We start from the raw sequence: 25,339 nt of genomic DNA on the forward strand, positions 1-25,339 counted from the left end.
ACTTTTTGAGTGACGTTTTCGGCCCGTTCCCCCTTGACTTTAATAACCATAGGCTTTATCATAAAAAATTCGTACAGTTATAAGTTCTGGTAATATATTGAAGTCACAAATACGGGTAAAATGCATTAAAAACATTTATAATCAATCAGTTAAACAGATTATAAATACGATTTCGGTACTGCTCTCCCGCGCGGGACCGGGATGAATTTTTTTTGATCGCTATTTTTTATATGACTGAAATATCAGAAGAAAAAGTAAAGCCTTTCAGGCTGGTAAAGTATTTCAGCTTTACAAGTTTCATTGTTATTTTTCTGGGAACGCTTGTGCTGTCTTTCCTGAACACCCATTGGGCAAAAGCCATGCAATTTGAAAAAAGTGAAGAATATGCCCAGCTTCTTGTGGAAAATCTTAATCACCAGATTTTTTCAAAATTCATTCTTCCTGTGATGATCAAATTTCGCAAAGTCCAGCTCAGAAACAAAAAACAATTTGAGCGAATGGATGAAGTTGTCAGAAGCACCCTGCACAGCTTTAAGGTGGATACGGTAAACATTTATGATATGAATAATATTATTTCCTATAGTTTTCACCAGGAAATGGTTGGAAAAAAAGATATGGGCGGTCCGGAGTATCATAATGCGGTTTTGGGCAATTTAAGCTCAAAACTGATCTATATTCCTTCATCTTCTCAGGCCGGAGTCTGGGAACAAATCGGGGAAAAGCTGGGTTTCTTTCTCGGATTTCCCCAAAAAAGTAAAATGAGCACCTTTGCTCCGATTCGTGCAGAAAGGCCTTACAGATTATCAGGCCCTGTGCTGGGAGTCATTGAAATCGTACAAGATCTGTCAGAAGATTACAAAGCCATTTTCAGATTTCAGATACGGGTGATCATCACCTGCACCATGGTTATGAGCGTCCTTTTTGTGACACTTCGTTTTCTGGTCAACAGAGGGGAAGGTATTATTCAGACGCGAAACTTGGAAAGAATCCGGTTAAAGGAGCAGCTAAGTCGTGCGCAACGCTTATCTTCGCTGGGTGAGATGGTTGCGGGAATTTCTCATGAAATCCGTAATCCCCTGGGGATTATCAGGAGTTCGGCAGAGCTTTTAAAGAAAAAAATGCTCAAATTTGACCCTTCAAACACCATTCCGAATATCATTGTTGAGGAAGCCAACCGGCTCAATAATATCATAACGGATTTTCTGGATTTTGCAAAACCCAGAGTTCCGAATCTGAGTCCATGCCGTGTTGATGAAATTCTTGAAAAAAATGTCACATTTCTTGCGTCACAGATCAGAGAGCAGAACCATGTCATTGAAAAGGATTATGGCAGTGACCGCCTGGAAATAATGGCGGATTCCGACATGATTTACCAGGCATTTCTTAACATTCTGATAAATGCCATGCAGACCATGCCGGGTGGCGGAAAAATCCGGATTGAGACCGTTTCGGATGATAATCATCTGACAATATTTTTTAAAGATGAAGGGGAGGGGATTTCCGAAAATGTTATGGAGAAAATATGGGATCCTTTTTTTACCACCAAAGATACAGGAACAGGCCTGGGACTCGGCATCGTCAAAAACATCATTGAGTCCCACGGAGGGAATATTCGATTGGATAACAGGCCCGTATGCGGTGCCAAAGTTACCATAGAATTACCCGTAGGGATTGAAAAGGGGAATTAAGCATGGAGACGGTTCTGATTGTAGATGATGAAAAAAATTATCCGCTCATATTAAGCGCGGTTCTGGAAGAAGAAGGATTTGAGACCCTGACAGCAAACAGCAGCCATGAAGCACTTGAAATATTAAAAAATTCAGATGTTGACCTGGTGCTTACCGATATGAAAATGCCTTCCATGGACGGCATTGAACTGCTTGAAAATGTCAAAGTAAAAGATCCGCAGCTCCCGGTGATCATGATGACCGCATATGGTACGGTTGAAAAAGCCGTGGAGGCAATGCAGAAAGGGGCTTATAACTATATTCTCAAGCCGTTTGACAATGAAAGCCTGATTATTTATGTGAACAAAGCCATTGCCATGTACCAGGTGGTCAAAGAAAACAGACATCTCCGCAATGCCGTCGAATCTCAGTACAGTTTCGGAAATATCATCGGAAAAAGTAAAATTATGCAGGATGTTTTTGATACCATCCGTAAAGTGGCTCCGGCCAGCGCAACCGTGCTGATCGAAGGCGAGAGCGGCACCGGCAAGGAACTTGTGGCAAAATCCATTCATTTTAACAGCCCCCGGCATGACAAGCCGTTTGTTGCGGTTAATTGTTCTGCCTTTGCTGAAAATCTTCTTGAAAGTGAACTTTTCGGACATGAAAAAGGGGCATTCACAGGTGCGGCCGCTATGAAAAAGGGACGGTTTGAACTGGCTGACGGCGGCACTTTGTTCCTGGATGAAATTGGTGAACTGTCGCAAAATCTTCAGGTAAAACTCCTGCGGGTGCTTCAGGAAAAATCTTTTGAAAGAGTGGGCGGGGTTAAGCAGATTTCCGTTGATATTCGAATTATCGCGGCCACAAATAAAGAACTGAAAGAGGAAGTCAGCCAGGGTCGGTTTCGTGAGGACCTTTTTTATCGGCTGAATGTGCTGCCTATTGTGCTGCCGACTTTAAGAAAACGCTTAGAAGATATTTATCTGCTGGTAAATCATTTTATAAAAAAATATGCGGATGAACGCAGATCCGATATCCCTGTAAAAAACATTGATCAGGCAGTTGAACATCTGTTTTACGATTACAGTTGGCCAGGAAATGTTCGTGAACTTGAGAATGTGATTGAACGGGCCGTGATTTTATGCCCGGGTGAGATTATCAGGGTCTCTGATCTTCCTAAGAATTTTAAGGATAATGTTTATAATACATTACATCTTGACGGGATACCCGCGAATGCAAAATTAAGCAGGACGCTTGCCATGGTGGAACAAAAAATGATCGAAAGAGCGTTGAAAATGACAGGTAATATTCAGGCGCATGCTGCCCAGCTTCTCGGTATTACAAAAAGCGGACTGAACCAGAAAATAAAACGGTATAAGCTGAGTTTTAAAGACTGAATTTTATTTTCTTATATAACCTATTGTTATAATATATAAAACATTTTATTAAAATTTGGGTTCATAATTTTGAACCTGATAAAAAAAGAATATAATTATTAAAAATAAAGAGGTTATAAAATTTCATCTGAAGAGGGGTTCAAAAAATTGAACAAAAATTCCTTCAGACCCGCAAAACCGATTTCTGTATTCAGCAGATATCCTGGACAGAATCCTTTTATTTTAAAAAATATATTCGTTTAACAATTTAAATTTATAAGATAAAAATATAAGTATCATTTTTTTCAAAAGTGACAGTATTATTTGGCAAGGATTTTGCATAAGAATGATATATAACCTAATAATTTTTTCATCTTTTTTTCCTCCTTAACGGCGAACCCGAATATAATCGGGTCGCCGTTTTGTTTGGAAGACGGAGCAGTGTCTGAGAGATGCTGACGGTGAAAAGAAACGGATCCTGTCCAAAACAGGATAAGGGAAAGATGATGTCAGAAAAATTCGGCGTCTGAGCAATCAAATTTTAATCAGATATCAGAATATAGATGAACAGTATCTGATAAAAGTTTCAGTTTTTTTTAAATAGCAACACCTTTTGGCAAGGAATTTGCATAAGAATAAATATAACCTAATAATTTTTTCATCTTTTTTTCTTCCTTAACGGCGAACCGGGGGGTCGGTTGGCCGTTTTTTTTTGTCCCGGACTATCCGTTCTTTGCTGACTCAGCAGGATCATTTACAAGTTCCTCTGATCGCAGTGTTTCCTTTACAAGTTCAATATATATGGAATCGCCATAGTCAGCAATAATTTTCTTAAAGGCATCCATGCTTTTGTCGGTGTTGCCCATCTCAGCATAAAGTCTGCCCAGATTGAAAAACGCTTCATCTTTCATGATAAGCTCAGGGGCTTTGGTAATCTGTTCAAAGTACTTTACCGCATTTTTGAAATCTTTTTTTCCCTCATACGCATAACCCAGGCTGCTCAGAATAAGGTTTTTAAAAGACGGGTTTGCATCAAAGTCCTGAATCGCTTCGTTATATAGCTGTATGGCCTTGTCAAACGCCCCTCCGTTATAGCAAACTCCGGCATATATTACTCTTGCCAGTTTTCCAGACTCTTTTCCGGAATAGGCTTTCAAAATTTTTTGAAAATCCGTTTGCACCTCAGCATAAGCCTCAGCCGCTGTCTTATCTTTCATTGCTGTTTCATATTTTTCAACAGCCTTTGCGACCAAAGCAGAAGCGTTGGTTTCAGCCCTGTCTGAAAAATACCGAATCCCTGAAATGGCAAGAATAACAGCAAAGAATATCCCCAGTCCAATGGAAATCTGAACCTGATGTTCCATCACAAACAAAAATAATCTTCTTGAAAAACTCAGAAACTCATCTGGTTCCTTGAGCAGTGCTTTCCGTGATACTTTCTTCTTAGCCATCGTTCCTCCGAAATTTTGCTTTTTAAATTATTAAATTAGAATTCGTTAATTCTCAATGATCAAGTTTTTCTGTTCCTGCATAGGAAATTATAAAACTCACCTTTGCTACAGGTATTTCGTATAAAAAACGGGATTCATAAGAGAGGGATTCAATCCGCTTCTTATCTGACTTTCCTGTAGTATCCGACCGCATTGATTATGACGGTTCTGGCTGCCGAAGACCTCCGAGGTTTCCAAAACCTCGGAGGTCTGTCATCCGTCAGGTTCATTTCGGTCAGGTAGTAGTTTTTCTAATTTAAAAAAAATAGGCACAGTCTCGTTTTTTGTGCAAGAACTTTTTTAAATAAAATTATTGATAACCTTGGAACTGGTTAAAAAAGAGTCATTTTAATCAATATCGTTCGGCATGATTTTTGCATAGCCGGACGGAAATGCCCGGCATTTCCGCATTTTGGAGAAATTGTTTCCGAAAAACGCCCGGCGGACATTTCGGGATTTCAGTTTTCCGGATATATGAATTCAGTTAGTTACAAATGTATGCAAAAATCGTGCCGAACGGTATTGCATTTTAATATATTATCCGCAGATTGGAAATACCTGGGCAAAAACCCGGAAAGAGCCTGTTTGCCCAGTCCGGGATGATACTCTGATTTTTTTATGCTCTTGCGTGCTTTATGTCTGTTTTATTTTTTTACTTGCTTTTTAATTCTATTTTTGCTATAGTTTATCTATAATATATTTTATATGGAAATATAGATTATAAATTCAAATTGTTAAAAAATTACTTATTCCCCGCTTTGAGAGTAAATATCCAAATAAAGCAGAACCCCGGTTCAGACCGAAATTTATTCCAGTTCAGACCGAATACCAGATTCAATCAGATTATCCATATTGGTTAACCTATTAAAATCCATTTAAATATCAAATTATTTTTTGTGGTTTTGCTCAGGCTTTTTTAAAGGAAAAAATGAACAGAAGCAACTTTGAGGTATTGAGATGAAGATAACTATGTTGATGACAATATAGAGTTCAGACCCTCTGACAGAAACATTAAGCCCCCTCCTTTTAAAATTATTACTTTTTTTCGCAGGGTCTTTCTTTAAAAAAAGCATATTATATAAGTTCAGAGAGTTCTTTTATAAATTGCTCAGTATCGTTTGTGGATAAAAATATATATTTTTTTTACTAAGGAAATTATTATGACTGAAAAAAATTCTGCGACAGATAATAGTCCTCATGATGCCCAGGATGACCCTGACATATCACGTTTTTCTTCTGCTGAAAAAAAGGAAATGGTTGCTCTCAAAAAATCTTCAGGTTCACGACCGTTTAACATTTTTATTTACTTTAAAAACATGATGGGAGTCATGGTGCTCTCGTGTTTTTTTCTTAGCATTCCTTCTGTAATTCATCAGATCTCTGAGCCTGTTCCTTCAGAAAGAAGAGTGTTCGGCCCATTTCCTATTTTATTGTCGGACTCAGCATCTGCGTCCTTTCCCTTTCCGGATAATATCAGACCCCAGGTTGATTTTTGGAAAAAAATATTCACTGTATATACAGCAGATCATGTGGTCATTCATGATAACTGGTATCTGAATGTTGTTTATGAAGTCATTGATATCGGAGGGAAAAATTTTTTAACGAGAAAAGATGCCCGGATAGCTGTGAAAGCAGCCCGGGAAAAATATAAACAGCTTCTTGAAAACCTTCCCTGGGATGCGCCCGAAAACATGACTAAAGAAGAACAACGAGTTTATTCCCTGTTTGCAGACATTACCGAATCACCCCGTTTCAAAAAAAAAGATGCCAAAGACCGTATCCATGCTCAGTTCGGGATTGCGGATACTTTCAAAGCAGGCCTTATCCGTTCTGGAAAATATATTGACACCATGAAACAAATCTTTGCAAAACAGGGGCTTCCGGAGGATATTGTCTGTCTTCCCATGATCGAGTCAGGATTTAATCCATATGCAAAATCTTATGTGGGTGCATCAGGCATGTGGCAATTCATGAAAAGAACAGGAAAAGAGTATGATCTTATCATTAGCGGGGTGGTGGATGAACGCAGAGATCCGCTTTTATCCACACAGGCCGCGGCCCGATTTTTAAAAAATAATTACAATATTCTGGGATCATGGCCTCTGGCCATTACCTCATATAATCACGGACTACAGGGAATGAAAAATGCTGTAAAGCAAGTGGGATCGGAACATATCGAAGATATTATCGAACAATACGAGAGCAGGAGTTTTCAATTTGCATCCCGAAACTTTTATCCCGAATTTTTAGCAGCCCGGGAGATTGTTACTCAACATACTAAATATTTTAAAGATATCGAACTTGATGAATCTCTGGAAATTATCCGCCTGGAACTTCCGGATTATGTTACCATGAAAACTCTGGAAGAATATTGTCAGATCACGGCAAGTGATATTAAAAAATTGAATCCGGCACTTGACCGATCCGTATTCAGTCACAACACGTTTATTCCCAAAGGATATCAGCTAAATGTGCTGGCTGACCAAAAAGATTTGCTGGCATTAGGATATAAAACCATTCCGGATAACCTGAAATACCAGTATATCCTCCATCAGAAGAAACACCGGGTAAGAAGGGGTCAGACACTTTCTGCAATTGCCAGAGCCCATAAGACTTCAGTAAAAGCATTTATGAGATTAAACGGTATCAGGAACCCTAAAAGGATCAGGATCGGACAATGGTTAAAAATCCCGGGAAAATACATTTCTGCGAATGGTAAAGAAGCACCAAAATTGAAAAAACAGACACGGCGCAAAAAGTCATTAGTCAAGAGCAGGCGGAAGCGCCATCGGGTGAAAAGAGGGCAGACACTGATCAGAATCGCGAAACTTTATAACACTTCCCCGAGGGCAATTATAAAGTTAAATTCTCTGAAAAACCCTCAAAAAATCAGAGCAGGACAATTATTAAGGATTCCCGGAGGGTAATTGATGTTCATATTTTTCAGAAGAAGAGGGGTTCCGAACACACCGTAACCGGCAATTTTCATAACAGTTGTGATCTTTTCAATCTGAGCATCAGCCCCGGTCTCATCAGCCGCCTCCCTGATCAGTTTTTCGATGTGCTTACATTTGCCCCCCCCGGCCCCAATGTTTGGGGGGGAGTTTGGGATTGGTGAACGGTTTTAATTTTCGAAATGAAAAGTATCAGACCTAATAAAAATAATAGGTTATAAAGAATATCCTAGATATTGTAAAAACGGACGAATAATAAAATAAATTCCGAAAACACCAATGGCAATTCCGGAAAACCGTCGGAACCACATACTCCTCTGCTGAAAGCTCCCATTTTCCAAAATCCGCTTTACTGCAGCGGCCGAGCTTCCTGCTACGGCAATGGGAATGCAGTGTCCGACACCAAAGAGTGTGATATAAAAGAGACCAATGACAATCTTTTGCTGAATGGTGATAAAGGCGAGAATCGGTGCAATAAATCCGAAGGTGCAGGAACCGGAAAGAAGGCCGTAGGCAAGCCCCAGGACAAAAGCGCCCGGGAGTCCTTTCAGTTTCAGACGGCTGATTGCGCGGCCGGACATGGAACATGCGCTTACCCCCAGCATGTCCAGCGAGACCCATATCAGAACCGCGCCCACCAGAATGGTCCAGTAAGGCCCGACTTCTCCCAGCATTCTTCCCAGCAAAGAACAAATGATTCCCACAAAGGCTATTGTAATGAAAAGCCCCGCGGTAAAGGCAATAGCATATTGGGCAGCTTGCCTGGGTTCAAGTATCTGGTTCTGTCCTCCCACATATCCCACGATAAGCGGAATGGACGCGAGATGGCAAGGACTGAAAACCACGCTGATCATGCCCCAGAGAAAACAGCCCAGCCCTGCCAGAGCGACTCCCCCCGACATCCATGTATTTACCGTCAAAAACATTTGTTCTAACATATCTTAAAATTCCTTATTAATTCCCTGACAAGTTTTTGCCGAAACAACAGGGATGCGGATAGGGTTCTTAAATTTTTTAAGGCCCCTGTTTTACCCCCAGTTTTTCCAACATACTCACAATGCTTTTTTTGCCCATGAATCCGACATGCCGGGAGACTTCATTGCCTTGTTTGTCAAAAAAAATCTGAGTCGGAATACTCCGAATGCCAAACTTCCTGGCTTGTTCTTTGTTCTGCCACACATCAATAAAGACGATGGAAGCTTTTCCTTCATATTCTTTCTTCAGTTCCTCAAGCACAGGTGCCATCATCTTGCAGGGAATACATTTATGAGCACCGAGGTCTATCATCGTGACCATGCCTTTGGTCGGCGCTTCGGGAACCAGTTCCGAATTCCCGAAAATCTGGCCTGAGTAAAAAATTGAAAAAAAAACACATATGACAAATATCAGAACTCGTTTTTTCATAAAAAAAATCTCCGTTTAAATTTACATCATCATCGAGCTTTAGTAATCCAATTTGAACTGACTCAGGTATTTGCTCAGGTGTTCCTGATTTTCCTCAGTCAGTTGGGGACAGTCTTCGACCCCTTTTACGCCTTCGGCAGCCAGCGACGCAAAAACCATACAGGTGGGCTGGCCGCATTCCCGGCAATTGGTTTTTGGTAATAATTTGAGGATTTCAATCACCTTGGGATGGGGCGCGTTTTCATATAATGGCTCAATCTCCTTACGGCGTTCCCATATTTCATTCATCTGGTTTTTAAGCCAGGTAAGAATCTTATCTGCCTCAGCCTCATCTTTTAAGGCGTTGACAGCGATTTTTTTGGCGTAAATTGTGATTAATCTGCCATATATCTTAAATGTCACGGAGGGCGGCTCTTTTATGAACTGATGCCCGCCCAGTTCAGCATTAAGATATGGAATCACTTCGCTAACATCTTCATCAAGATGCGCATGGCAATGAACATTCTGAAATGACGGATTGCAGTCGGCTCGGAAAATTTTTTTTCGATATCCCCTGAGTAGCATAAAGTCCTCCTCTGTGGCAGTGCTAAAGCATGGCTTTAAGTCCCTAACCATAAATTTTATGACTTTTTCTTATAAACGGGCATGACCTGCCGGTCACAACGAGGCATGAAAAATTTGTAATTTTTCCTAACACCTAACACCTAACACTTAACACCTTTTTCATATAAAAAGATCAGCAGCAAAGAAACCCGGCTTTTTTACCGGATAGGGCCTCTCCCCTCGTCGGAAAAAGCCGGGTTTCTTCGCGCGGCCCGTCTTTTTTCCGCGCACGGAATACTGGGATAAAAATACCGCAGAACTTTTGTCCAGGTGCCTACGCACTGCCCTTAATTCTCACTTTCGTATAAGATTATTTACCGAGCCATTTCTTAATATCCGCTTTTGCCGGAATTTTTCCCACACTTTTCACCTCACCGTCTATAATGACAGCAGGCGTTCCGAACACGCCATAACCGGCAATTTTCATAACATCTGTGACCTTTTCAATCTGAGCATCAGCCCCAGTCTCATCAACCGCCTCCCTGACCAGTTTTTCGGTTTGCTCACATTTGGGACACCCCGGCCCCAATACTTTGATATCCATTTTTATCTCCTTTCAGGGGGCTTGGGGCGAGGGGCTTGGGGCGAGGGGGGTTGTGATTCCCTGTTTATCAGTCCGAGGTAGTCCTGCAAAGGTAGTGATGAATCCCGTTCAGTTCCCCGGTTGTCAGGACACTGAATCTCATTCATCACTACTTGTGCAGGACTACCCAGTCCGATAACCAATCTCCAATCCCCAAGCCTCTCACCCCTCGCCTCTCACCCAAATTTACTTTGAACAACACTCGCTGCTTTGAATACCATCGGCGATCATTTGTTTGTAATCTCCCAGGGCATCATGGGTCCAGCAGTCGTCTCCGCCTGCGCTTTCTCTGAAGGTCAGCGCCATAATATAGGCCAACTCCCTGACTGTGGCTCCGGCTTCCAAAGCGCCCATGAAATGCTTTAAAAGGCAGGGTTTGGACCGATTCTTGATGGAAAGCGCAAAACAGATAAACTGATAGGTCTTTTCATCAATACTTCGTTTTTCTTTGTAAAGTTCATCTATTTTGTCAAATTCTTCTGCAAATTCCGGAAACCATTCAGCTAATAAACGCATATTTTACCTCCTCTTTTGAAACTTGAAACTTGAAACTTGAAATTTGAAACTGATATTTGGAAACATTTAGACATATTATCCAACTATCCAACCGTAACTCATTCCGGCAATGGTTGACAATACTACAATAATGCCGGAAAAAGCAGCGGTCTTTTTCACGCCCATAACGCCGCCAATGACCAGCATATTTGGCAGAGAGAGTGCCGGTCCTGCCAGAAGCAGGGCAAGGGCCGGTCCCTCTCCCATGCCTGATCCGATGAGACCCTGAAGAATCGGTACTTCGGTCAGGGTGGCAAAATACATCAGTGCGCCGGATATCGAGGCAAACAAATTCGCCCATAGTGAATTTCCGCCGACCAGTGCCTGAATATAATGTTCCGGTATCAGCGCCGGGTGTCCGGGTCTCCCCAGTGTGAACCCCGCGACCAGAACGCCCGCTCCCAGGAGCGGAAAAATTTGTTTCATAAACCCCCAGGTGGCCTGTACCCAGTTTGTACGCTCTTCTTTTACAAACCAGGCTTTCAGCATCACGCCAAGGATAACTAAAAGAACGGCAGTGAGGTACCATTTTGCGGCAAAAATAGCAGGCCAGATACCTGTCGAACCCTGGGCCGGTCTGGCAAAAGCTGCAAAAACCAGAATCAGCACCATGGTCAGGATGTAAAGCGTATCTTGCAGCAGCGTGCGCTCTTTTCCCTCCTCATCTGGAAAATAGATCTGACCGGTTGTACGGGCAGCATCGTCTTTACGAAAAATAAACGACATAAGAAGCCCGGTGATAATTGCAAAAAAGACCGCGCCAATGGCACGGGCAAGCCCTAACTGCCAGCCCAATATTTTTGCGGTGAGGGTAATTGCCAGAACATTGATGGCAGGGCCGGAATAAAGAAACGCGGTGGCAGGGCCGATACCCGCGCCGCGGGAATATATGCCTGCAAACAGGGGTAGCACTGTACAGGAGCAAACTGCAAGGATAGTTCCTGAGACGGACGCGACCGAATAGGCAAGCATTTTTTTTGCCTGCGCGCCGAAATATTTAAGTACCGATGCCTGGGAAACAAACACGGCAATAGCGCCTGCAATAAAAAATGCCGGAATCAGGCAGGTCAGCACATGTTCTCTGGCATATTCCTGAAGCATCATAAAGGCTTCAAGCCCTGACTGACGGATTACGGGATGGTCCCAGGGAATATAGTAACATCCGAGAAAAATGGAAATAATGATCAGTAATTTGGTATGTTCTTTCATGCAACATTCTCCTTTTACTTACAAATTCATAGCATAGCTATATGCAAATATAGCTATATATTGAAGGCAAAAAAAATTATTTTTTACAAATATCCTCCCGATTATAAAAAGGAAGCTTTTTCACCAGTTCAGAAATTTCCGGGTCGTCTTCCAGCCAGTGCCTGAGGTTTCCCAGAAGAGTAGCGGCATATGGACTGTTTTTTCCGTCTCCGAGGTAATAATTGACCCACAGACCATCTTTTTTAAAATAAACCAGACCCGCTTCTTCAAGGACTTTCAGATGTTTTGACACCGTAGGCTGGGCAATGCCTAACACGGCCTGCAATTCACACACACACATCACCTTATGCTGTAACAGCTTCACAATCCTTATCCGATTCGGGTCGGAAAGCGCTTTCATAACTTTGACAAAGTCTTTCATAAAAAACCTTTCATATTCTTGTATGGCAATATAGCTACTTATATTTTTGTTGTCAAGTCTTTATTTTTAATATGTGTAATCCAGGATCACAAAAGTTTTTCCGGAGTGCAAAAATAGAGCGAAGCGGTTTTTTGCATCATCCCGCATCAAAAAGCTTTTCCGGAGTGCAAAAATAGAGCGAAGCGGTTTTTTGCATCATCCCGCATCAAAAAGCTTTTCCGGAGTGCAAAAATAGAGCGAAGCGGTTTTTTGCATCGTTCTGCAAAAAACTTTTCCGGAGTGCAAAAATAGAGCGAAGCGGTTTTTTGCATCATCCCGCATCATCATCAAATCTTTTCCGGAGTGCAAAAATAGAGCGAAGCGGTTTTTTGCATCGTTCTGCAAAAAACTTTTCCGGAGTGCAAAAATAGAGCGAAGCGGTTTTTTGCATCGTTCTGCAAAAAGCTTTTCCGGAGTGCAAAAATAGAGCGAAGCGGTTTTTTGCATCATCCCGCATCAAAAAGCTTTTCCGGAGTGCAAAAATAGAGCGAAGCGGTTTTTTGCATCATCCCGCATCAAAAAGCTTTTCCGGAGTGCAAAAATAGAGCGAAGCGGTTTTTTGCATCGTTCTGCAAAAAACTTTTCCGGAGTGTTGTTTGCAAAAAAGCGCTTCGCTCTATTTTTGCACTCCTTTTAACACTTTTATTTTTGCAAAAAAACGCTTCGCTCTATTTTTGCACTCCTTTTAACACTTTTATTTTTGCAAAAAAACGCTTCGCTCTATTTTTGCACTCCTTTTACTGAGTTCAAAAAACAATCCCTAATTCCGAAAATCCGAAGATGTTTTTTTACTGAGAAATATGAGCATGACAATGGCGATAATCGCCATGATTATTCCGATGGTCTGGGAAACAGACAGGACGCCAAAGATAAAATCGCCTCTGTCATCCCCGCGGAACACTTCGATGACAGAACGCGTGATTCCGTAAATTAAAACATAAATCCAGCACAACTGACCGTCAAACTTTTTTCGACGACGGAAAAGCCACAGGAATCCGAAAATCATCAGATTGTTCAGTGCGGAATAAAGCTGGGTGGGATGAAGCGGAATACCGGTCGGGGCCAGGCTGTCAGGATGCGAAAACGTAATGGCCCAGGGAAGATGACAGACTTTGCCGTAACAGCATCCCGCGAAAAAACACCCGATTCTGCCCAGAAAATGTCCGAGAGCAAGTGACGGTGCCAGAATATCCAGTGTTTTCCACAGGGGCATTCTGTGCTTTTTCAGATAAATAAACGCAGTCACTGCCGCACCGATGAAGCCGCCGTAAAACACAAGTCCCCCGTTCCATATTTTAAAGATATCCAAAGGGGCGGAAAGAAACATTTCAAGGTTCACCACAACATAAAACAGGCGTGAGGCGATAATCGCGGAAATCAGGATATAAAAGCAAATATCCATCATTTTATCAGGGTCTTCGCCAACTCTTACCGCTTCTTTTTTGGCCACAGAAATCCCAGCAAGAAAGCCCAGTGCAATAAAAAGGCCATAAGTATAAATAGCTATTTGTCCGAATTTGAAGAGAACAGGATACATTTTTGATAATTGATAATTGATAATTGATAATTGATAATTGGGCATCCTTCATATTTGCCCAAAAGTACTTTACACTTTTGGTGATTTGAAAAAAAGTCCATTTTTTTTCAATCTACAAATTTTGTAGCTAAATAAAAGTAATATTTACAAATAGATATTGTAAAATCTACAAATTTTGTAGTTTTTTACACACTTCAAACATGATTAGCTAAAATTAACTACAAAATTTGTAGTTTTTTTTGTAATAGGTTGTTTATATTATAAAAATAATCAAAATTATCATGAATTAAAAAAAACATAAAAAATTCATTTTAGCTGAAAGTGTAAACTACTAAATGAAGGATGCCGATAATTGATAATTGACAATTGATATTGTTATGGCAATCACAGAAGGAACGGATAATTGGCTGCGCAATCCTCAATCTATAAGGATTGTGCTTTCGACATCGGTTCCCTTTATGCCTGCCAACACAATAATCAATTCAGACACTATTCCGGAATTTTATTTAAAAAAATATGAATCACAAAAACAGCAACGCCGACAGAGATTGCGCTGTCAGCAACATTAAATGCGGGCCAATGCCAATTTCCTATATAAAAATCAAGGAAGTCAACGACTTTTCCAAAACGTATCCTGTCAATCAGATTACCGACCGCCCCTCCGAATATCAGGGCAAATCCGGTGGCAAGCAGAGGATGAGTTTTAGGGGTCTTATTATAAAAATACAGGACAACACATGCGGCAAATGACGAGACAAACAGGAAGAGTATTTTGCGCAACATGGGATTATGGTCAGCGAAAAAACCAAAGGCCCCTCCTGGATTGTGGATATGCGTTATGTCAAAAAATCCTGATATTACCGTAACAGATTCGTAAATCGCCAGGGTGTTTAAAATGACAGCCTTTGTTATCTGGTCGAAGATAATAATCAAACCTGCAATAACCGCAAGTTTTATATACTTTTTTTCAAATATTGATAGGGTCATAATTTTTTTATGTGAAAGTGTCAGGTGTTAGGTGTTAGGTGTTAGGGTGTTAGGTGTTAGGTGTTAGGTGTTAGGTGTTAGGTGTTAGGTGTTAAGTGTTAGGAAAATGTCTCCGGCATCCATAAATCAGGATAGTTCTGCCATAAATCCGGGTACAGGACAAAAAGCTGCGGCGAAGGAAAGATACCCGGCTTTTTCCCCGGATGAGGCCATTTCCCTGCCGGAAAAACCCGGGTTTCTTTGGCACTTATCTTTTTTATCTGTACACAGGCCATAAATATAAATTCGGAAGTACAGACAATTCACAACTGACTATAAAAGTTTTATATTTCTTCCTAACACTTCAATACTTCGGACAGTTTCTATAACATATTGTTTTCATAAGATTTATATATTTTGCAGTCAGAGATTTAAATTATATCTCAAGTTTCGCACCCCTATGAATACCCATATATCAAGGGTTTTCACAGATAATTGGTATCGAAAATTTGGCTTTTCCCGTTTTTTGGGCCACCTGAAATCAGGTAGTTATGCCCCAATGCGAATAAAAGCTGAATCCGACAAATCCCTTTTTGACACAACTATCTATCTGTATTTATTTAATAAGTTAGGTTCGAAACTTGAGTTATATGATTTCAATAAGTTAAAATTTCAGACGCTCTTGATCTTCAAAAACTGTCCGAAGTATTAACACTTAACACCTAACACCTAACACCTAACACCTAACACTTAACACTTAACACTTAACACTTAACACCGAACACCTGACACTTTGAATAAAAAGAAATTAACCTTTCAGAGCCTCAATTTCTTTAAGAGCCGCCTGACACCGGCTGCAAACACCCGGATGTTCAGGGTTTGTCCCGACAGAAGGATCATGTATCCAGCACCGCTCACACTTTTCTCCCGGGGCAGGCACAACCAGAATTGACAAGCCTTCGATATCCTCACATTCATAGGCACCCTCGGGGGGAGCTTCTTCCTGAACCAGCGTGGCTTTGGAAACAATAAACAAAGACCTCAGTTCCTCGGCATATGAACGAAGGATATTATAAGCATTGGCATTCGCCGAGACAATAACAGCCGCATCAAGAGGATGTCCCACCAGTTTCCTGGCTCTGGCTTCTTCCAATGCCTTTGTCACTTCCCCGCGCACTTCAAGCAGGTATTCCCATTTCTCAGCCAGTTCAGGATCATTCCATGCTGCATTCGCAACCGGTAAGGACGTGAGATGAATGCTTTCTTTTTTTCCTTCCCGCTCGGGCATAAACTTCCAAATTTCTTCGGCCGTAAACGGAAGTATCGGGGCCATAAGCCTCACAATGGCGTCCAGAAGCGTATGAATGACGGTCTGGGCGCTTCTTCTTTCCAGCGGTTCAGGTGATGACGCGTATAATCTGTCTTTGAGAATATCCAGGTAGAACGAGGACAGGTCCACGGTGCAATAATTATAAAGCGAGTGATAGATCACATGGAACTCGTATCTGTCATATGCTTTGTGTGCTTTTTCAATCAGCCCGAGAAGTTTATAAAGTGCGAATCTGTCAACCTCCGGCATGGACGAATAGGGAATCGCATCTTTTGAAGGATCAAAATCATACAAATTTCCCAGGAGAAACCGACAGGTGTTCCGGATTTTCCTGTATGCGTCGCTTAATTGTTTCAGAATATTTTCGGAAATGCGGATGTCATCCCTGTAATCGGTTGCAGACACCCACAGGCGGAGAATTTCAGCACCGTATTTGTCAATCACCTGCTTCGGAGCCACAACATTTCCCAAGGATTTGGACATCTTTTTGCCGCTTTCATCCACAACAAAACCGTGAGTCAGCACAGCCTCATAAGGCGCTTTGCCGCGGGTGCCCACAGATGTCAGCAGCGCGCTGTGGAACCATCCCCTGTGCTGGTCGCTGCCTTCGAGGTAAAGATCCGCAGGCCATTTCAGATAGTCCCGCTGTTCAAGAACGGCCGCATGACTCACCCCTGAATCAAACCAGACATCCAGAATATCGGTTTCCTTTTTAAACGCCTTGCTTCCGCAGGTCTCGCACACAGCATCCTCGGGGATAAGCTCTTTTACGTCTTTTTCCAGCCAGATATCCGCTCCGTGCGCCTTAAAAAGCTCAAACACATGATCAATGATATACTGGTTCATAAACGCATTTCCGCAGTCTTCACAATAAAAAACGGTAATGGGAACGCCCCAGGCCCGCTGTCTGGAAACGCACCAGTCCGGGCGATTTTCGATCATGCCATAAATTCGCTCCCGTCCCCAATGGGGTATCCACTTTACTTTGTCAATCTCTTCAAGGGATTTTTTTCTTAACCCTGTTCTTTCCATGGAAATAAACCACTGGGGCGTGGCACGGAAGATCACCGGTCTTTTGCAGCGCCAGCAATGGGGATACTGATGGGTGATATCTTCTTCTGCAATGAGTGCGCCGACTTCCCTGAGTTTCGCGTTAATTTCCTTGTTTGCCTTAAATACGAACTGACCCTTGAAAAACTCAACATCATCAGTAAAGCATCCGTTATCATTTACGGGTGAATACACATCAAGATCATACTGAAGCCCGACCTCATAGTCCTCGCGTCCGTGTCCGGGGGCTGTATGAACGCATCCGGTGCCTGTCTCCAATGTCACATGAGGGGCCAGGATGATAAGTGAGTCACGGTCATAAAGCGGATGAGCGCACCGTTTCCGCTCAAGTGTTTTTGCTTTGATATCGGCAAGGATTGAATAATCAGAAATCCCAAAAGTCTCCATACAGGTTTCAGCCAGATCCCGGGCCAAAATCAGCACTTCGTTGTTTCCTGTGTCCACGGCCGCGTAATCAAAATCAGGATGAAGCGCGATCCCCAGATTTGCAGGAATGGTCCAGGGGGTGGTGGTCCATATCACAACATAAACCTTTTTGCCGGCCAACGCGGGAATGTCTTCGCTTACATCGTCTTTTAACAGGAATTTTATAAAAACAGACGGTGACGTGTCATCATGATATTCAATTTCCGCTTCGGCAAGGGCAGTTTTGCAGTCACAGCACCAGTATATGGGTTTTTTGCTTCTGAAAAGACTCCCGTCCAGGGCAAATTTGCCGCATTCCCTCGCAATAATGGCTTCATATTCATAATTCATTGTGAGATAAGGGTTTTCCCATTCCCCCATCACCCCGAGCCGTTTGAATTCCCCGCGCTGAATATCAATATATTTTTCAGCATATGCCCGGCACAGTCTGCGGATATCTGACTGGGACATTTCTTTTTTTTTGCTGCCGAGTTCCTTGTCAACATTATGCTCAATGGGAAGTCCGTGACAATCCCATCCGGGCACATACACTGCGTCAAACCCTGTCATCTGACGTGAACGGACAATAATATCTTTTAAAATTTTGTTCAGGGCCGTGCCAATATGAATATGACCGTTGGCATATGGGGGGCCGTCGTGCAAAATGAATCGTTCTTTGCCTTTTGATATATCTCTGATTTTATGATACAGTTCGTTTTCCTCCCAGGCTTTTAACTGCTCAGGCTCACGTTTGGCCAGATTTGCCTTCATGGGAAACTTGGTTTTCGGAAGGTTGAGTGTCTTTTTATAATCCATTGAATCCTCGCTTCAGTCCTTAAAGAATGAAAACTAAATAACAGTCATGACCTTGCTGGTCACAACAAAACATGAAAGTTTCATTGCTTTTCCTAACAGCTAACACTTTCATATAAATATTTCCATCCTTCATGCCATTCCCGGGGACAGTCATAATGAAAGTTGAAAGAGGGGTCACAGAACATATAAGAACACGAATCTGTGTGACATTGGGACAGCAGATTCCCGCTTTCAACGGAATGACAGAGATGGGTAACTTATTTAGATATCAATTCTGAATTTTAGTGGATGTTGGTTCAAAATCAAAAAGTTTAGACTCAAAACTATTATGTGTCAAGGAAAAGGTAATAAAAATTAAGTTTGTGAAATAACATGAATGAAAACAAAACAGGACAAGGCGATTCTCCTCCTAGCCCCCTGATCCGGATCATCATCCGAGATGATAAGGTGAAACTCGGTCACCAAGTTTTAATTACAGAACTCGTCAGTCGCAAGTTGTCAGTTGTCAGTCATAAAACATCTGATAACTATATGAAATTATTAACTTCCAACATTACATACCTGTTTCAGAGGTGTTAATGATTTCATCAGGTTATGAGAACTTGCGACTGTCGAGTTACAGAAAAAAGCCGAATTTTTTTGCCATTCACAGAAAAAAGTTAAATTTCTTGTTCAACTATCTGATTGTTCCGAGTGTCAAGTTTCACTCCTTCCAAATCGAGGTCTCTCTGAAATTATAATTAACTGTTTTTAAAAGCTATTTTTATTTTAAAAAATAATGTTTCAATCCATTTTTAAGAGATAAGTACCCGGACAAAAGTTTTCCGGTATTTTTATTTGAATCTTATTCAAGCGGATTCAGGGAATTTTACGAAAATTCTACCCGAAAATATATGTCCGGGTACTTATATCCTGGGCTGATGAAAATCACCTAAAATTAAGGAATAATTAAGTAAAAAATATGATCCCGATTTTGTTCCGGGCACGGCCCGGCTTTCAGACCCGGATTCATGGCAGCACTGTTGTTCCGGTTTATCAGACAGGCAGTTGCCGGAATAAAAATCGGACTGTTATGAAATTACTGTAAATTACTTATTTTCATCACCCCACTTATATCCTATTTTTAAACAGCAACCGGTTAATTTTTTTCTGATTATAACGGATTTGGGGGAGGGTTGCGATACCCGCCCAGAGACGCTGAAATTAACAGATTTTGCAACCAGTTTTCATGGTATCGGAATTTGTTGAGTCGTTCGGCCGGACTCTGAAATCCGTCGTCATATTTTTTCTGAGTGACCGGATTGGAGGGGGCAAAATTCTGAATAAGTGCCCACCCGCGAATACCCAGTTCGTCAGAAAATAAGGAACCGTGAAAAATATTCTGATTATAACGGATTCAGGGGAGGCTCCGATTTCGGGAGGCTGCGCGCGACCTTCCGTTTTCACAGGAAGCCGGACGGACATTCCCGGAAAACGTCGGTTTCCGGGGAAACAAATATCCTGAATTTCCGGTTCCCGGAACCCCGTGACGGACAGATTTTCCATTCTGACATATAGTAATTTCAGGATGTTGTGCCCTCCCCTAAATCCGTTATAATCAGAAAATATTGTGTGTTAAAAAGGGGTCTGTCCATTTTCCGCATCAGTCGGTCGAGCATATTGCTTGTTCTGAAAGCGCCCGGAAAATCATATGCGGCTGAAAAGGAAGCGAGATTCTTATGCACCTTCTCAATTTTCTCACATATTACGGAAGGTACCGAAGTCCTGCGGGCCCATTCGCAAAGCCGTCTCACTCTCTGAGAAAACGATGCTTTGCTCCGAGCTCCATAACAGTTCCGCAATCTGGAGGACACCTCCTGAAAAACATCACCGAATTTTTTGCGGCCCCCGATTTCGGATACCGATAAAGACATGCGGAAAACACAGAATCAGAGTGATCATCGGGAAGATATTCAGAAGAGCCTTCCGGGTGGCTTTCCGGCGGTCTTCGGACTGTATTCCGGATCAATATTCCGGGCTTCTTCCCTGAAGACCTTGTAAGCCTCTTCCAAAGACTCCTCTCCCGCGTCGCCTGCGACGGAAACACCCATGACACATTCTTCGGCTACCGTGGCGGCGACGTAACATTTGTCACCCCGAACCGAACTGTGTTTTTCGTCCGCGCCGATATGCCCGGGAAGATTTTCAGGGTATCTGACAGTGGTGCCGACAATGCTGTTGCGGCCAGGCGACCGCTCCGTTCTCTGCCAGTGCATATGATCTTTTCCGAAAACACGGGCAGGTGCCCGGAAAGGAATGTCGAATTTTCGGAGAAACAGGACAGGTTCGGTGTCGTCAGTCATGGCTGTCATACAGGGCATTACAAAGGACGGATGAATGGTATAACTGTGGTTTCCGATTTTTATCCGGCGTACGGTTATCAGGAGTTTGCCCGAAAAACGACGATCTTTCATCTGATATTTTTCGAAGATTTCGGGGGGAAACAGTTCAGGCGCCCCTTTGCCACCATTTCATCAACAAACAGCCTGAACTGAAAAGCGTCTTCCACAATTCTGCTGTAAGAATTCTGTTCAAAAGGAAGAGAAATTGTGCGGTTCGGGCGGGAGAGTTCCGATTTCAAATCTTTTTGCATAACAAACCTCCTATGAAACTTGAAATTATGATATATACTTACATAAAATCGGCAGCTTGTAAAGCTGTTAATTGGAGCCTCCCCCAAATCCGTTATAATCAGGATTTTTTTTCAATGACATTGAAAGTTGAAGCGACAATATCATACGGCAGCCCTTCGGACACTCCGAAAATAGCCATAATCCGTTTCGCGCCCCGGAGGTCGCCTCTGTTTTCAGCCTGCCTCAGTATCTTTTCCAGCTCGCGGCGGGTCGTTTTTTCCAGAACAATGCGGATATTTCCCGTTTTTTTCTCTCCTTATGCGGTGTGTTTTTGTCATACCTTATCACATCCCGCATTCCTGAAAAAGATGAAAATATTATGGAAAAATTTTTTCTTAAACTCTATAGTATAGTCATTCAGGAGTAAAAAACTGTTTTCGGAGGAATGTTTCGATGGCACTGATTCCTGTCCGCTGTCCGCTCTGCGGAGGTGGGAAAGTGAAAAAAGGAGGAAAGACAGATGACGGAAAGCAGCGTTACCTGTGTCAGAATGAGAATTGCGAGACAAAATCCTTTCTTCTCGACTATACATATAATGCAAGAAAATCAGATATTAAGGACAAAATTATTGAAATGAGTCTCAGCGGCGGCGGTATCCGGGATATCGCCCGCGTGCCGGAAATCAGCACGGACACCGTGATAAGCGAATTAAAAAAAAGGAAAGTCTTCCCGGCCCGGTGAGTTCCGAACTCCTCAGATTTTTGGAAAATACTGAAAATATTGAGGCTGACATATTGAAAGTTGAAGAGGCAGAGGCGGATGGCGGAGTCTCGCAGGCAAAAAGGAGAACCGGAGGTGGCTCCGGCACGCCGTTGATCACAAAACCGGAAAAGTTCCCGCATATATCTTCGGAACACATGAGGACAAAGTCTTCCCCGAATTGAAAAGGCTCTCCGAACGTTTCGGGATTGTAAGGTTTTATACTGACAACCTGGGTGCTTATGAACAAAATCCCGATCCTGCGAATCAAGGGACAGGTAAAAGAAACACTCAGAAAACAGAAAGAAAACATCTGACTCTGAGGACGAGAATCAGACATCTTGCGAGAAAAACAATTTGTTTCTCAAAAATGGAGAAGATGCATGATATCGTCATCGGACTGTTCATCAACGTATATGAATTCGGGCCAGTAATATGAGTAATAAAAAATGACTGGCTCCAGATTTAGAACACTACCGGATTATGACACCCGAAAAAGTGAGCCGCAGCCACGAATATGAACATTTCGAAGGCTTCGATGTCTGTCTGGCGAAACTTTTTGTCGAAAATTACAAAGAACCATTCGATATTATTCTTTAACATAATTGTCCTCCTTATAATTCGTCAGATTTTTATCGAAGGATAACACATAATTCCGAATCATTCAAGGCTTTGAAATTGCGGCTTGTCAGATGATCGGCAATTCCGGAGAATGAGCATTTTCATCATTTATTTTCAACTATTTATACAATAACAGGAAGATACACCGATCTTGGAATTATCAGTTTATCAATTTTTGCTCCAAAATGCCTGCTGAATAAAAACTCATGTTTCAGCACTGATATCTGTTATTGAAATGATTATAAAATTATGTTTTACTCGATGACCAGATTTTTTGGGGCTGACTGAATTTATTGCTAATTTTTGAACAGATAATGTCATAAACAGTTCAGTAAATTCAGTAGGTTAAAATTTTAAGGCATAAAAAGGCGGATATTTGTTATATGCTTCTAAACCTGTTGAAATTTTATTGTTTAAAGAATCAATAACAAAAAAAACTTGATCATTGTGTTTTATAAGAGCAAAATTCGATTTAAAAAGTTCGAAAATCATATTTCACAATTTATTGTTTAAAGAATCAATAACAAAAAAACTTGATCATTGTATTTTATATGAAAAAGGTGTTAAGTGTCAGGTGTCAGGTGTTAGGAAAAATTACAAATTTTTCATGTTTCGTTGTGACCGGCAGATCATGGCCGTTTATATGAAAAAGGTGTTAAGTGTCAGGTGTCAGGTGTTAGGAAAAATTACAAATTTTTCATGTTTCGTTGTGACCGGCAGATCATGGCCGTTTATATGAAAAAGGTGTTAAGTGTCAGGTGTCAGGTGTTAGGAAAAATTACAAATTTTTCATGTTTCATTGTGACCGGCAGATCATGGCCGTTTATATGAAAGTCCGGAGTGCAAAAACAGAGCGAAGCGGTTTTTTGCAGAGACTTTCATCATTCGTTGTGGGCGGCAGATCATGGCCGTTTATAAGAGCAAAATTCGATTCAAAAAGTTCGGAAATCATGTTTCACAACAACTCTGAAAAATAATTTTCAGAGTGCGGATTTTATGATTTTCTACATAAAAGTTATGAACCCGCGGTCACAATGAGATGTGAAAGTTTCAGCGTTTTCCATGACACTTAAACACTTAAGCGCTTAACACCTGACATTTAATGTAAGTATCTGTTCATAAATTTTCCGGAATTTTTTTCAATCCGGAATGCTGAAATAGAATTTCAGCACTCCGGAAAAAATACCGGAAAACTTTTGTAGCTCGATGATCAAATTTTTTCCGGCAGGGATTTCCCCAAGTTCTTCCCCATAAGGATTTGGTATAACATACAGGATTCATAAAAAACTTCCGTGAAAAGCGATTGTCACCCCGGATGATGAAAATGTGTTTTCATGGCAAGGGGGTCGTGTCTCCATATGCATCAGGCTAAGAATGAGGGACGGCTGCCGGACGGGGTTTGCAACCCCGTCCGAAACGTTTGCGGGCGGCGATCCGGAAAATACTCCGGACGGGGTTGCAAACCCCGTCCGGCAAAATCAGAGTTAATAAAAACAGTAGGTTGTAATCTTAGCCTGATGCGTATGGGTCGTGTCTCCCCTTTTATCATCCTCTGTTTATATGAAATCCTTGTAGCGAAGGCGAGTTTTATGGTTTCCTATCTGCCTGTGCAAAGAAAAAAACTTGAACATCGAGTCTATAGATACTTACTGAAATGGGAAAAGAAGAATTATGAACGGCAAGCACATACTTATCTGTGATGATGAGAAGGACTTCCTCGGTTTTTTATCCATTGCATTGGAAGGTAAAGGCTACATTGTTTCAAAAGCGTTGGACGGAAAATCGGCAACAGAAATAATACTCAGAGCGGAGAATAAAGATACGCCGATTGAGCTGCTGGTCACAGATCTTTATATGCCTGAAATGAACGGTCTTGAACTGATCAGACGCATTCGGGATTTGGGATTCTGCTTTCCGGTAATCGTGATAACGGGTTATGGGAACAGAGAAATACTCAAAGAACTGATCAAAATAGGATGTGATGATTTTTTGGACAAACCTTTTAATTTGGATGAGTTATACAAAAAGGTCGCAGAGGTTTTTGAAAAACAGAGACTTATTAAAGGGACTTATGAAAAAGCACATGAAGACCTTCTTAAAAAACACAGCGATTTGTCACGTGAAGCAGAGGCATATAAAAGGAGTTTTGCAAATTTACGAAGAGAATTTGACGCTGCTGTTATCACATATAATGACCTGATAAGCATAAGGGAAGAAGGCTATAATGTTCCCATTGCATATCGTATTAAGGCGTTAAGCCGGCTGGGGGGAGATTACGCGGATATTCACAATACGCCGACCGGATGTGATATTCTTATTGCCGATGTGGCAGGTCACGATCTGGCAGCGTCATATCATACTGTTTTAATAAAAGCTTTTTTTGATGAAAATTGCAGAACCGGCAAAGACGGCCAATCTTTTTTCCATCTTCTGAATCATGCCCTTTTGGATAATGGCAGAAATGAGCGGATGGTCACAGCAATCTTTCTTCGTTTAAATTTGGAAACCATGCGAGGCGAGCTGGTTTCGGCAGGACATCCCAGGATGATTAAGTTTACAAAAGAATTGCCCATAGGTATCAGGGTCAGCTCCGGAGGCACGATACTGGGACTTTACAAAGATGTTTCTTTTGACAGGCTGGTGTTCAGCCTCACTCCCGGAGACCGTCTGTTTTTATATACTGACGGTGTCAGCAATGCGCGTTATATTGACGGTCCCACAGCAAAGAAACACACGCTTGGTGAGAATGGTCTGGAATATCTCATCAGCAAATATAGCGAGCTTTCCATCGGATCCCTTGTTGACCGAGTATGGAATGAAGTGCTGCAATTTTGCAGATACAAACCGTGTGATGATATGCTGCTGTTTGCATTAGAAATTCCCGGAAGAATGAAGAATTAAAAATTGAAAATTGAAAA

20 protein-coding genes and 1 pseudogene are annotated in these 25,339 nt (G+C 41.7%); 5 read left to right on the plus strand and 16 right to left on the minus strand.

Annotation, left to right across the window (positions count from 1 at the left end; translation table 11 throughout):
• Positions 1 to 212: 212 nt before the first annotated feature.
• A complete protein-coding gene (locus dnm_RS14210) occupies positions 213 to 1,688 on the plus strand; it encodes a two-component system sensor histidine kinase NtrB (protein WP_246556325.1) in 1,476 nt (491 codons plus the stop codon).
• Positions 1,689 to 1,690: 2 nt separating this feature from the next.
• The gene (locus dnm_RS14215) at positions 1,691 to 3,067 is read left to right on the plus strand and encodes a sigma-54-dependent transcriptional regulator (RefSeq protein WP_207683295.1); all 1,377 of its coding nucleotides are present in this window, start codon (positions 1,691 to 1,693) and stop codon (positions 3,065 to 3,067) included.
• 701 nt (positions 3,068 to 3,768) lie between these two features.
• Here dnm_RS14215 and dnm_RS14220 read toward each other — a convergent pair.
• Complete coding sequence (locus dnm_RS14220) at positions 3,769 to 4,497, minus strand: tetratricopeptide repeat protein (protein ID WP_207683296.1); 729 nt, start codon at positions 4,495 to 4,497, stop codon at positions 3,769 to 3,771.
• 1,199 nt (positions 4,498 to 5,696) lie between these two features.
• Between dnm_RS14220 and dnm_RS14225 the strand changes: the two genes are divergently transcribed.
• On the plus strand, positions 5,697 to 7,463 hold the full coding sequence (locus tag dnm_RS14225; RefSeq protein ID WP_207683297.1) for a lytic transglycosylase domain-containing protein: 1,767 nt from the start codon (positions 5,697 to 5,699) through the stop codon (positions 7,461 to 7,463).
• Here the strand turns inward: dnm_RS14225 and dnm_RS14230 are convergent.
• From dnm_RS14230 to dnm_RS14295, 14 genes are all read right to left on the minus strand, one after another.
• Entirely contained in the window at positions 7,418 to 7,648 is a 231-nt protein-coding gene (locus dnm_RS14230) for a thioredoxin family protein (protein WP_337833615.1), read from the minus strand. The two genes, dnm_RS14225 and dnm_RS14230, sit on opposite strands and share 46 nt — an antisense overlap.
• Before the next feature lie 57 nt (positions 7,649 to 7,705).
• Positions 7,706 to 8,428 (minus strand): cytochrome c biogenesis CcdA family protein, encoded by a 723-nt coding sequence (locus dnm_RS14235; RefSeq protein WP_207683298.1) that lies wholly within the window; start codon positions 8,426 to 8,428, stop codon positions 7,706 to 7,708.
• Between the two features lie 76 nt (positions 8,429 to 8,504).
• On the minus strand, positions 8,505 to 8,894 hold the full coding sequence (locus dnm_RS14240; protein ID WP_207683299.1) for a thioredoxin family protein: 390 nt from the start codon (positions 8,892 to 8,894) through the stop codon (positions 8,505 to 8,507).
• Between the two features lie 39 nt (positions 8,895 to 8,933).
• Positions 8,934 to 9,458, minus strand: coding sequence for a (Fe-S)-binding protein (locus tag dnm_RS14245; RefSeq protein WP_207683300.1), 525 nt, complete (start codon positions 9,456 to 9,458; stop codon positions 8,934 to 8,936).
• A 349-nt stretch (positions 9,459 to 9,807) separates the two neighbouring features.
• Positions 9,808 to 10,041 (minus strand): thioredoxin family protein, encoded by a 234-nt coding sequence (locus dnm_RS14250; protein WP_207683301.1) that lies wholly within the window; start codon positions 10,039 to 10,041, stop codon positions 9,808 to 9,810.
• Between the two features lie 225 nt (positions 10,042 to 10,266).
• Complete coding sequence (locus tag dnm_RS14255) at positions 10,267 to 10,596, minus strand: carboxymuconolactone decarboxylase family protein (RefSeq protein ID WP_207683302.1); 330 nt, start codon at positions 10,594 to 10,596, stop codon at positions 10,267 to 10,269.
• 75 nt (positions 10,597 to 10,671) lie between these two features.
• Positions 10,672 to 11,844, minus strand: coding sequence for a permease (locus dnm_RS14260; protein WP_207683303.1), 1,173 nt, complete (start codon positions 11,842 to 11,844; stop codon positions 10,672 to 10,674).
• Positions 11,845 to 11,920: 76 nt separating this feature from the next.
• Entirely contained in the window at positions 11,921 to 12,265 is a 345-nt protein-coding gene (locus tag dnm_RS14265) for an ArsR/SmtB family transcription factor (RefSeq protein ID WP_207683304.1), read from the minus strand.
• Positions 12,266 to 12,460: 195 nt separating this feature from the next.
• Entirely contained in the window at positions 12,461 to 12,754 is a 294-nt protein-coding gene (locus dnm_RS14270; RefSeq protein ID WP_207683305.1) for a hypothetical protein, read from the minus strand.
• A gap of 310 nt (positions 12,755 to 13,064) precedes the next feature.
• Positions 13,065 to 13,886 carry a prolipoprotein diacylglyceryl transferase gene (lgt, locus tag dnm_RS14275; protein WP_246556326.1) on the minus strand — a complete coding sequence of 274 codons (822 nt, stop codon included), beginning with the start codon at positions 13,884 to 13,886 and terminating at the stop codon, positions 13,065 to 13,067.
• Positions 13,887 to 14,330: 444 nt separating this feature from the next.
• Positions 14,331 to 14,828, minus strand: a complete 498-nt coding sequence (lspA, locus tag dnm_RS14280; RefSeq protein ID WP_207683306.1) for a signal peptidase II — start codon at positions 14,826 to 14,828, stop codon at positions 14,331 to 14,333.
• 787 nt (positions 14,829 to 15,615) lie between these two features.
• Positions 15,616 to 18,429, minus strand: coding sequence for an isoleucine--tRNA ligase (gene ileS, locus dnm_RS14285; RefSeq protein ID WP_207683307.1), 2,814 nt, complete (start codon positions 18,427 to 18,429; stop codon positions 15,616 to 15,618).
• Positions 18,430 to 20,381: 1,952 nt separating this feature from the next.
• A complete protein-coding gene (locus dnm_RS14290) occupies positions 20,382 to 20,882 on the minus strand; it encodes a hypothetical protein (RefSeq protein ID WP_207683308.1) in 501 nt (166 codons plus the stop codon).
• Positions 20,879 to 21,061, minus strand: a complete 183-nt coding sequence (locus dnm_RS14295; RefSeq protein WP_207683309.1) for a hypothetical protein — start codon at positions 21,059 to 21,061, stop codon at positions 20,879 to 20,881. Before dnm_RS14295 ends, dnm_RS14290 begins: the two co-directional genes overlap by 4 nt.
• A gap of 433 nt (positions 21,062 to 21,494) precedes the next feature.
• Between dnm_RS14295 and dnm_RS31795 the strand changes: the two are divergent.
• A pseudogene (locus dnm_RS31795) lies at positions 21,495 to 22,239 on the plus strand (IS1 family transposase).
• Between the two features lie 26 nt (positions 22,240 to 22,265).
• On the opposite strand, the gene dnm_RS14310 reads toward dnm_RS31795, so the two are convergent.
• Positions 22,266 to 22,403: a hypothetical protein gene (locus dnm_RS14310; protein ID WP_207683311.1), complete on the minus strand. Its 138-nt coding sequence runs from the start codon at positions 22,401 to 22,403 to the stop codon at positions 22,266 to 22,268.
• 1,689 nt (positions 22,404 to 24,092) lie between these two features.
• Between dnm_RS14310 and dnm_RS14315 the strand changes: the two genes are divergently transcribed.
• Positions 24,093 to 25,322 (plus strand): SpoIIE family protein phosphatase, encoded by a 1,230-nt coding sequence (locus dnm_RS14315; RefSeq protein WP_207683312.1) that lies wholly within the window; start codon positions 24,093 to 24,095, stop codon positions 25,320 to 25,322.
• Positions 25,323 to 25,339: the final 17 nt, after the last annotated feature.

Source organism: Desulfonema magnum (genome assembly GCF_017377395.1).
In the GTDB taxonomy this organism is placed as follows: Bacteria; Desulfobacterota; Desulfobacteria; order Desulfobacterales; family 4be13; genus Desulfonema_C; species Desulfonema_C magnum.

Excerpts from the sequence above, each read along its gene's own strand:
- dnm_RS14215 (WP_207683295.1), top strand. The coding sequence starts at position 1,691 with ATGGAGACGGTTCTGATTGTAGATGATGAAAAAAATTATCCGCTCATA.
- dnm_RS14220 (WP_207683296.1), bottom strand. The coding sequence starts at position 4,497 with ATGGCTAAGAAGAAAGTATCACGGAAAGCACTGCTCAAGGAACCAGAT.
- dnm_RS14225 (WP_207683297.1), top strand. The coding sequence starts at position 5,697 with ATGACTGAAAAAAATTCTGCGACAGATAATAGTCCTCATGATGCCCAG.
- dnm_RS14235 (WP_207683298.1), bottom strand. The coding sequence starts at position 8,428 with ATGTTAGAACAAATGTTTTTGACGGTAAATACATGGATGTCGGGGGGA.
- dnm_RS14240 (WP_207683299.1), bottom strand. The coding sequence starts at position 8,894 with ATGAAAAAACGAGTTCTGATATTTGTCATATGTGTTTTTTTTTCAATT.
- dnm_RS14245 (WP_207683300.1), bottom strand. The coding sequence starts at position 9,458 with ATGCTACTCAGGGGATATCGAAAAAAAATTTTCCGAGCCGACTGCAAT.
- dnm_RS14250 (WP_207683301.1), bottom strand. The coding sequence starts at position 10,041 with ATGGATATCAAAGTATTGGGGCCGGGGTGTCCCAAATGTGAGCAAACC.
- dnm_RS14255 (WP_207683302.1), bottom strand. The coding sequence starts at position 10,596 with ATGCGTTTATTAGCTGAATGGTTTCCGGAATTTGCAGAAGAATTTGAC.
- dnm_RS14260 (WP_207683303.1), bottom strand. The coding sequence starts at position 11,844 with ATGAAAGAACATACCAAATTACTGATCATTATTTCCATTTTTCTCGGA.
- dnm_RS14265 (WP_207683304.1), bottom strand. The coding sequence starts at position 12,265 with ATGAAAGACTTTGTCAAAGTTATGAAAGCGCTTTCCGACCCGAATCGG.
- dnm_RS14270 (WP_207683305.1), bottom strand. The coding sequence starts at position 12,754 with ATGATGCAAAAAACCGCTTCGCTCTATTTTTGCACTCCGGAAAAGCTT.
- lgt (WP_246556326.1), bottom strand. The coding sequence starts at position 13,886 with ATGCCCAATTATCAATTATCAATTATCAATTATCAATTATCAAAAATG.
- lspA (WP_207683306.1), bottom strand. The coding sequence starts at position 14,828 with ATGACCCTATCAATATTTGAAAAAAAGTATATAAAACTTGCGGTTATT.
- ileS (WP_207683307.1), bottom strand. The coding sequence starts at position 18,429 with ATGGATTATAAAAAGACACTCAACCTTCCGAAAACCAAGTTTCCCATG.
- dnm_RS14290 (WP_207683308.1), bottom strand. The coding sequence starts at position 20,882 with ATGAAAGATCGTCGTTTTTCGGGCAAACTCCTGATAACCGTACGCCGG.
- dnm_RS14295 (WP_207683309.1), bottom strand. The coding sequence starts at position 21,061 with ATGCAAAAAGATTTGAAATCGGAACTCTCCCGCCCGAACCGCACAATT.
- dnm_RS14310 (WP_207683311.1), bottom strand. The coding sequence starts at position 22,403 with ATGTTAAAGAATAATATCGAATGGTTCTTTGTAATTTTCGACAAAAAG.
- dnm_RS14315 (WP_207683312.1), top strand. The coding sequence starts at position 24,093 with ATGAACGGCAAGCACATACTTATCTGTGATGATGAGAAGGACTTCCTC.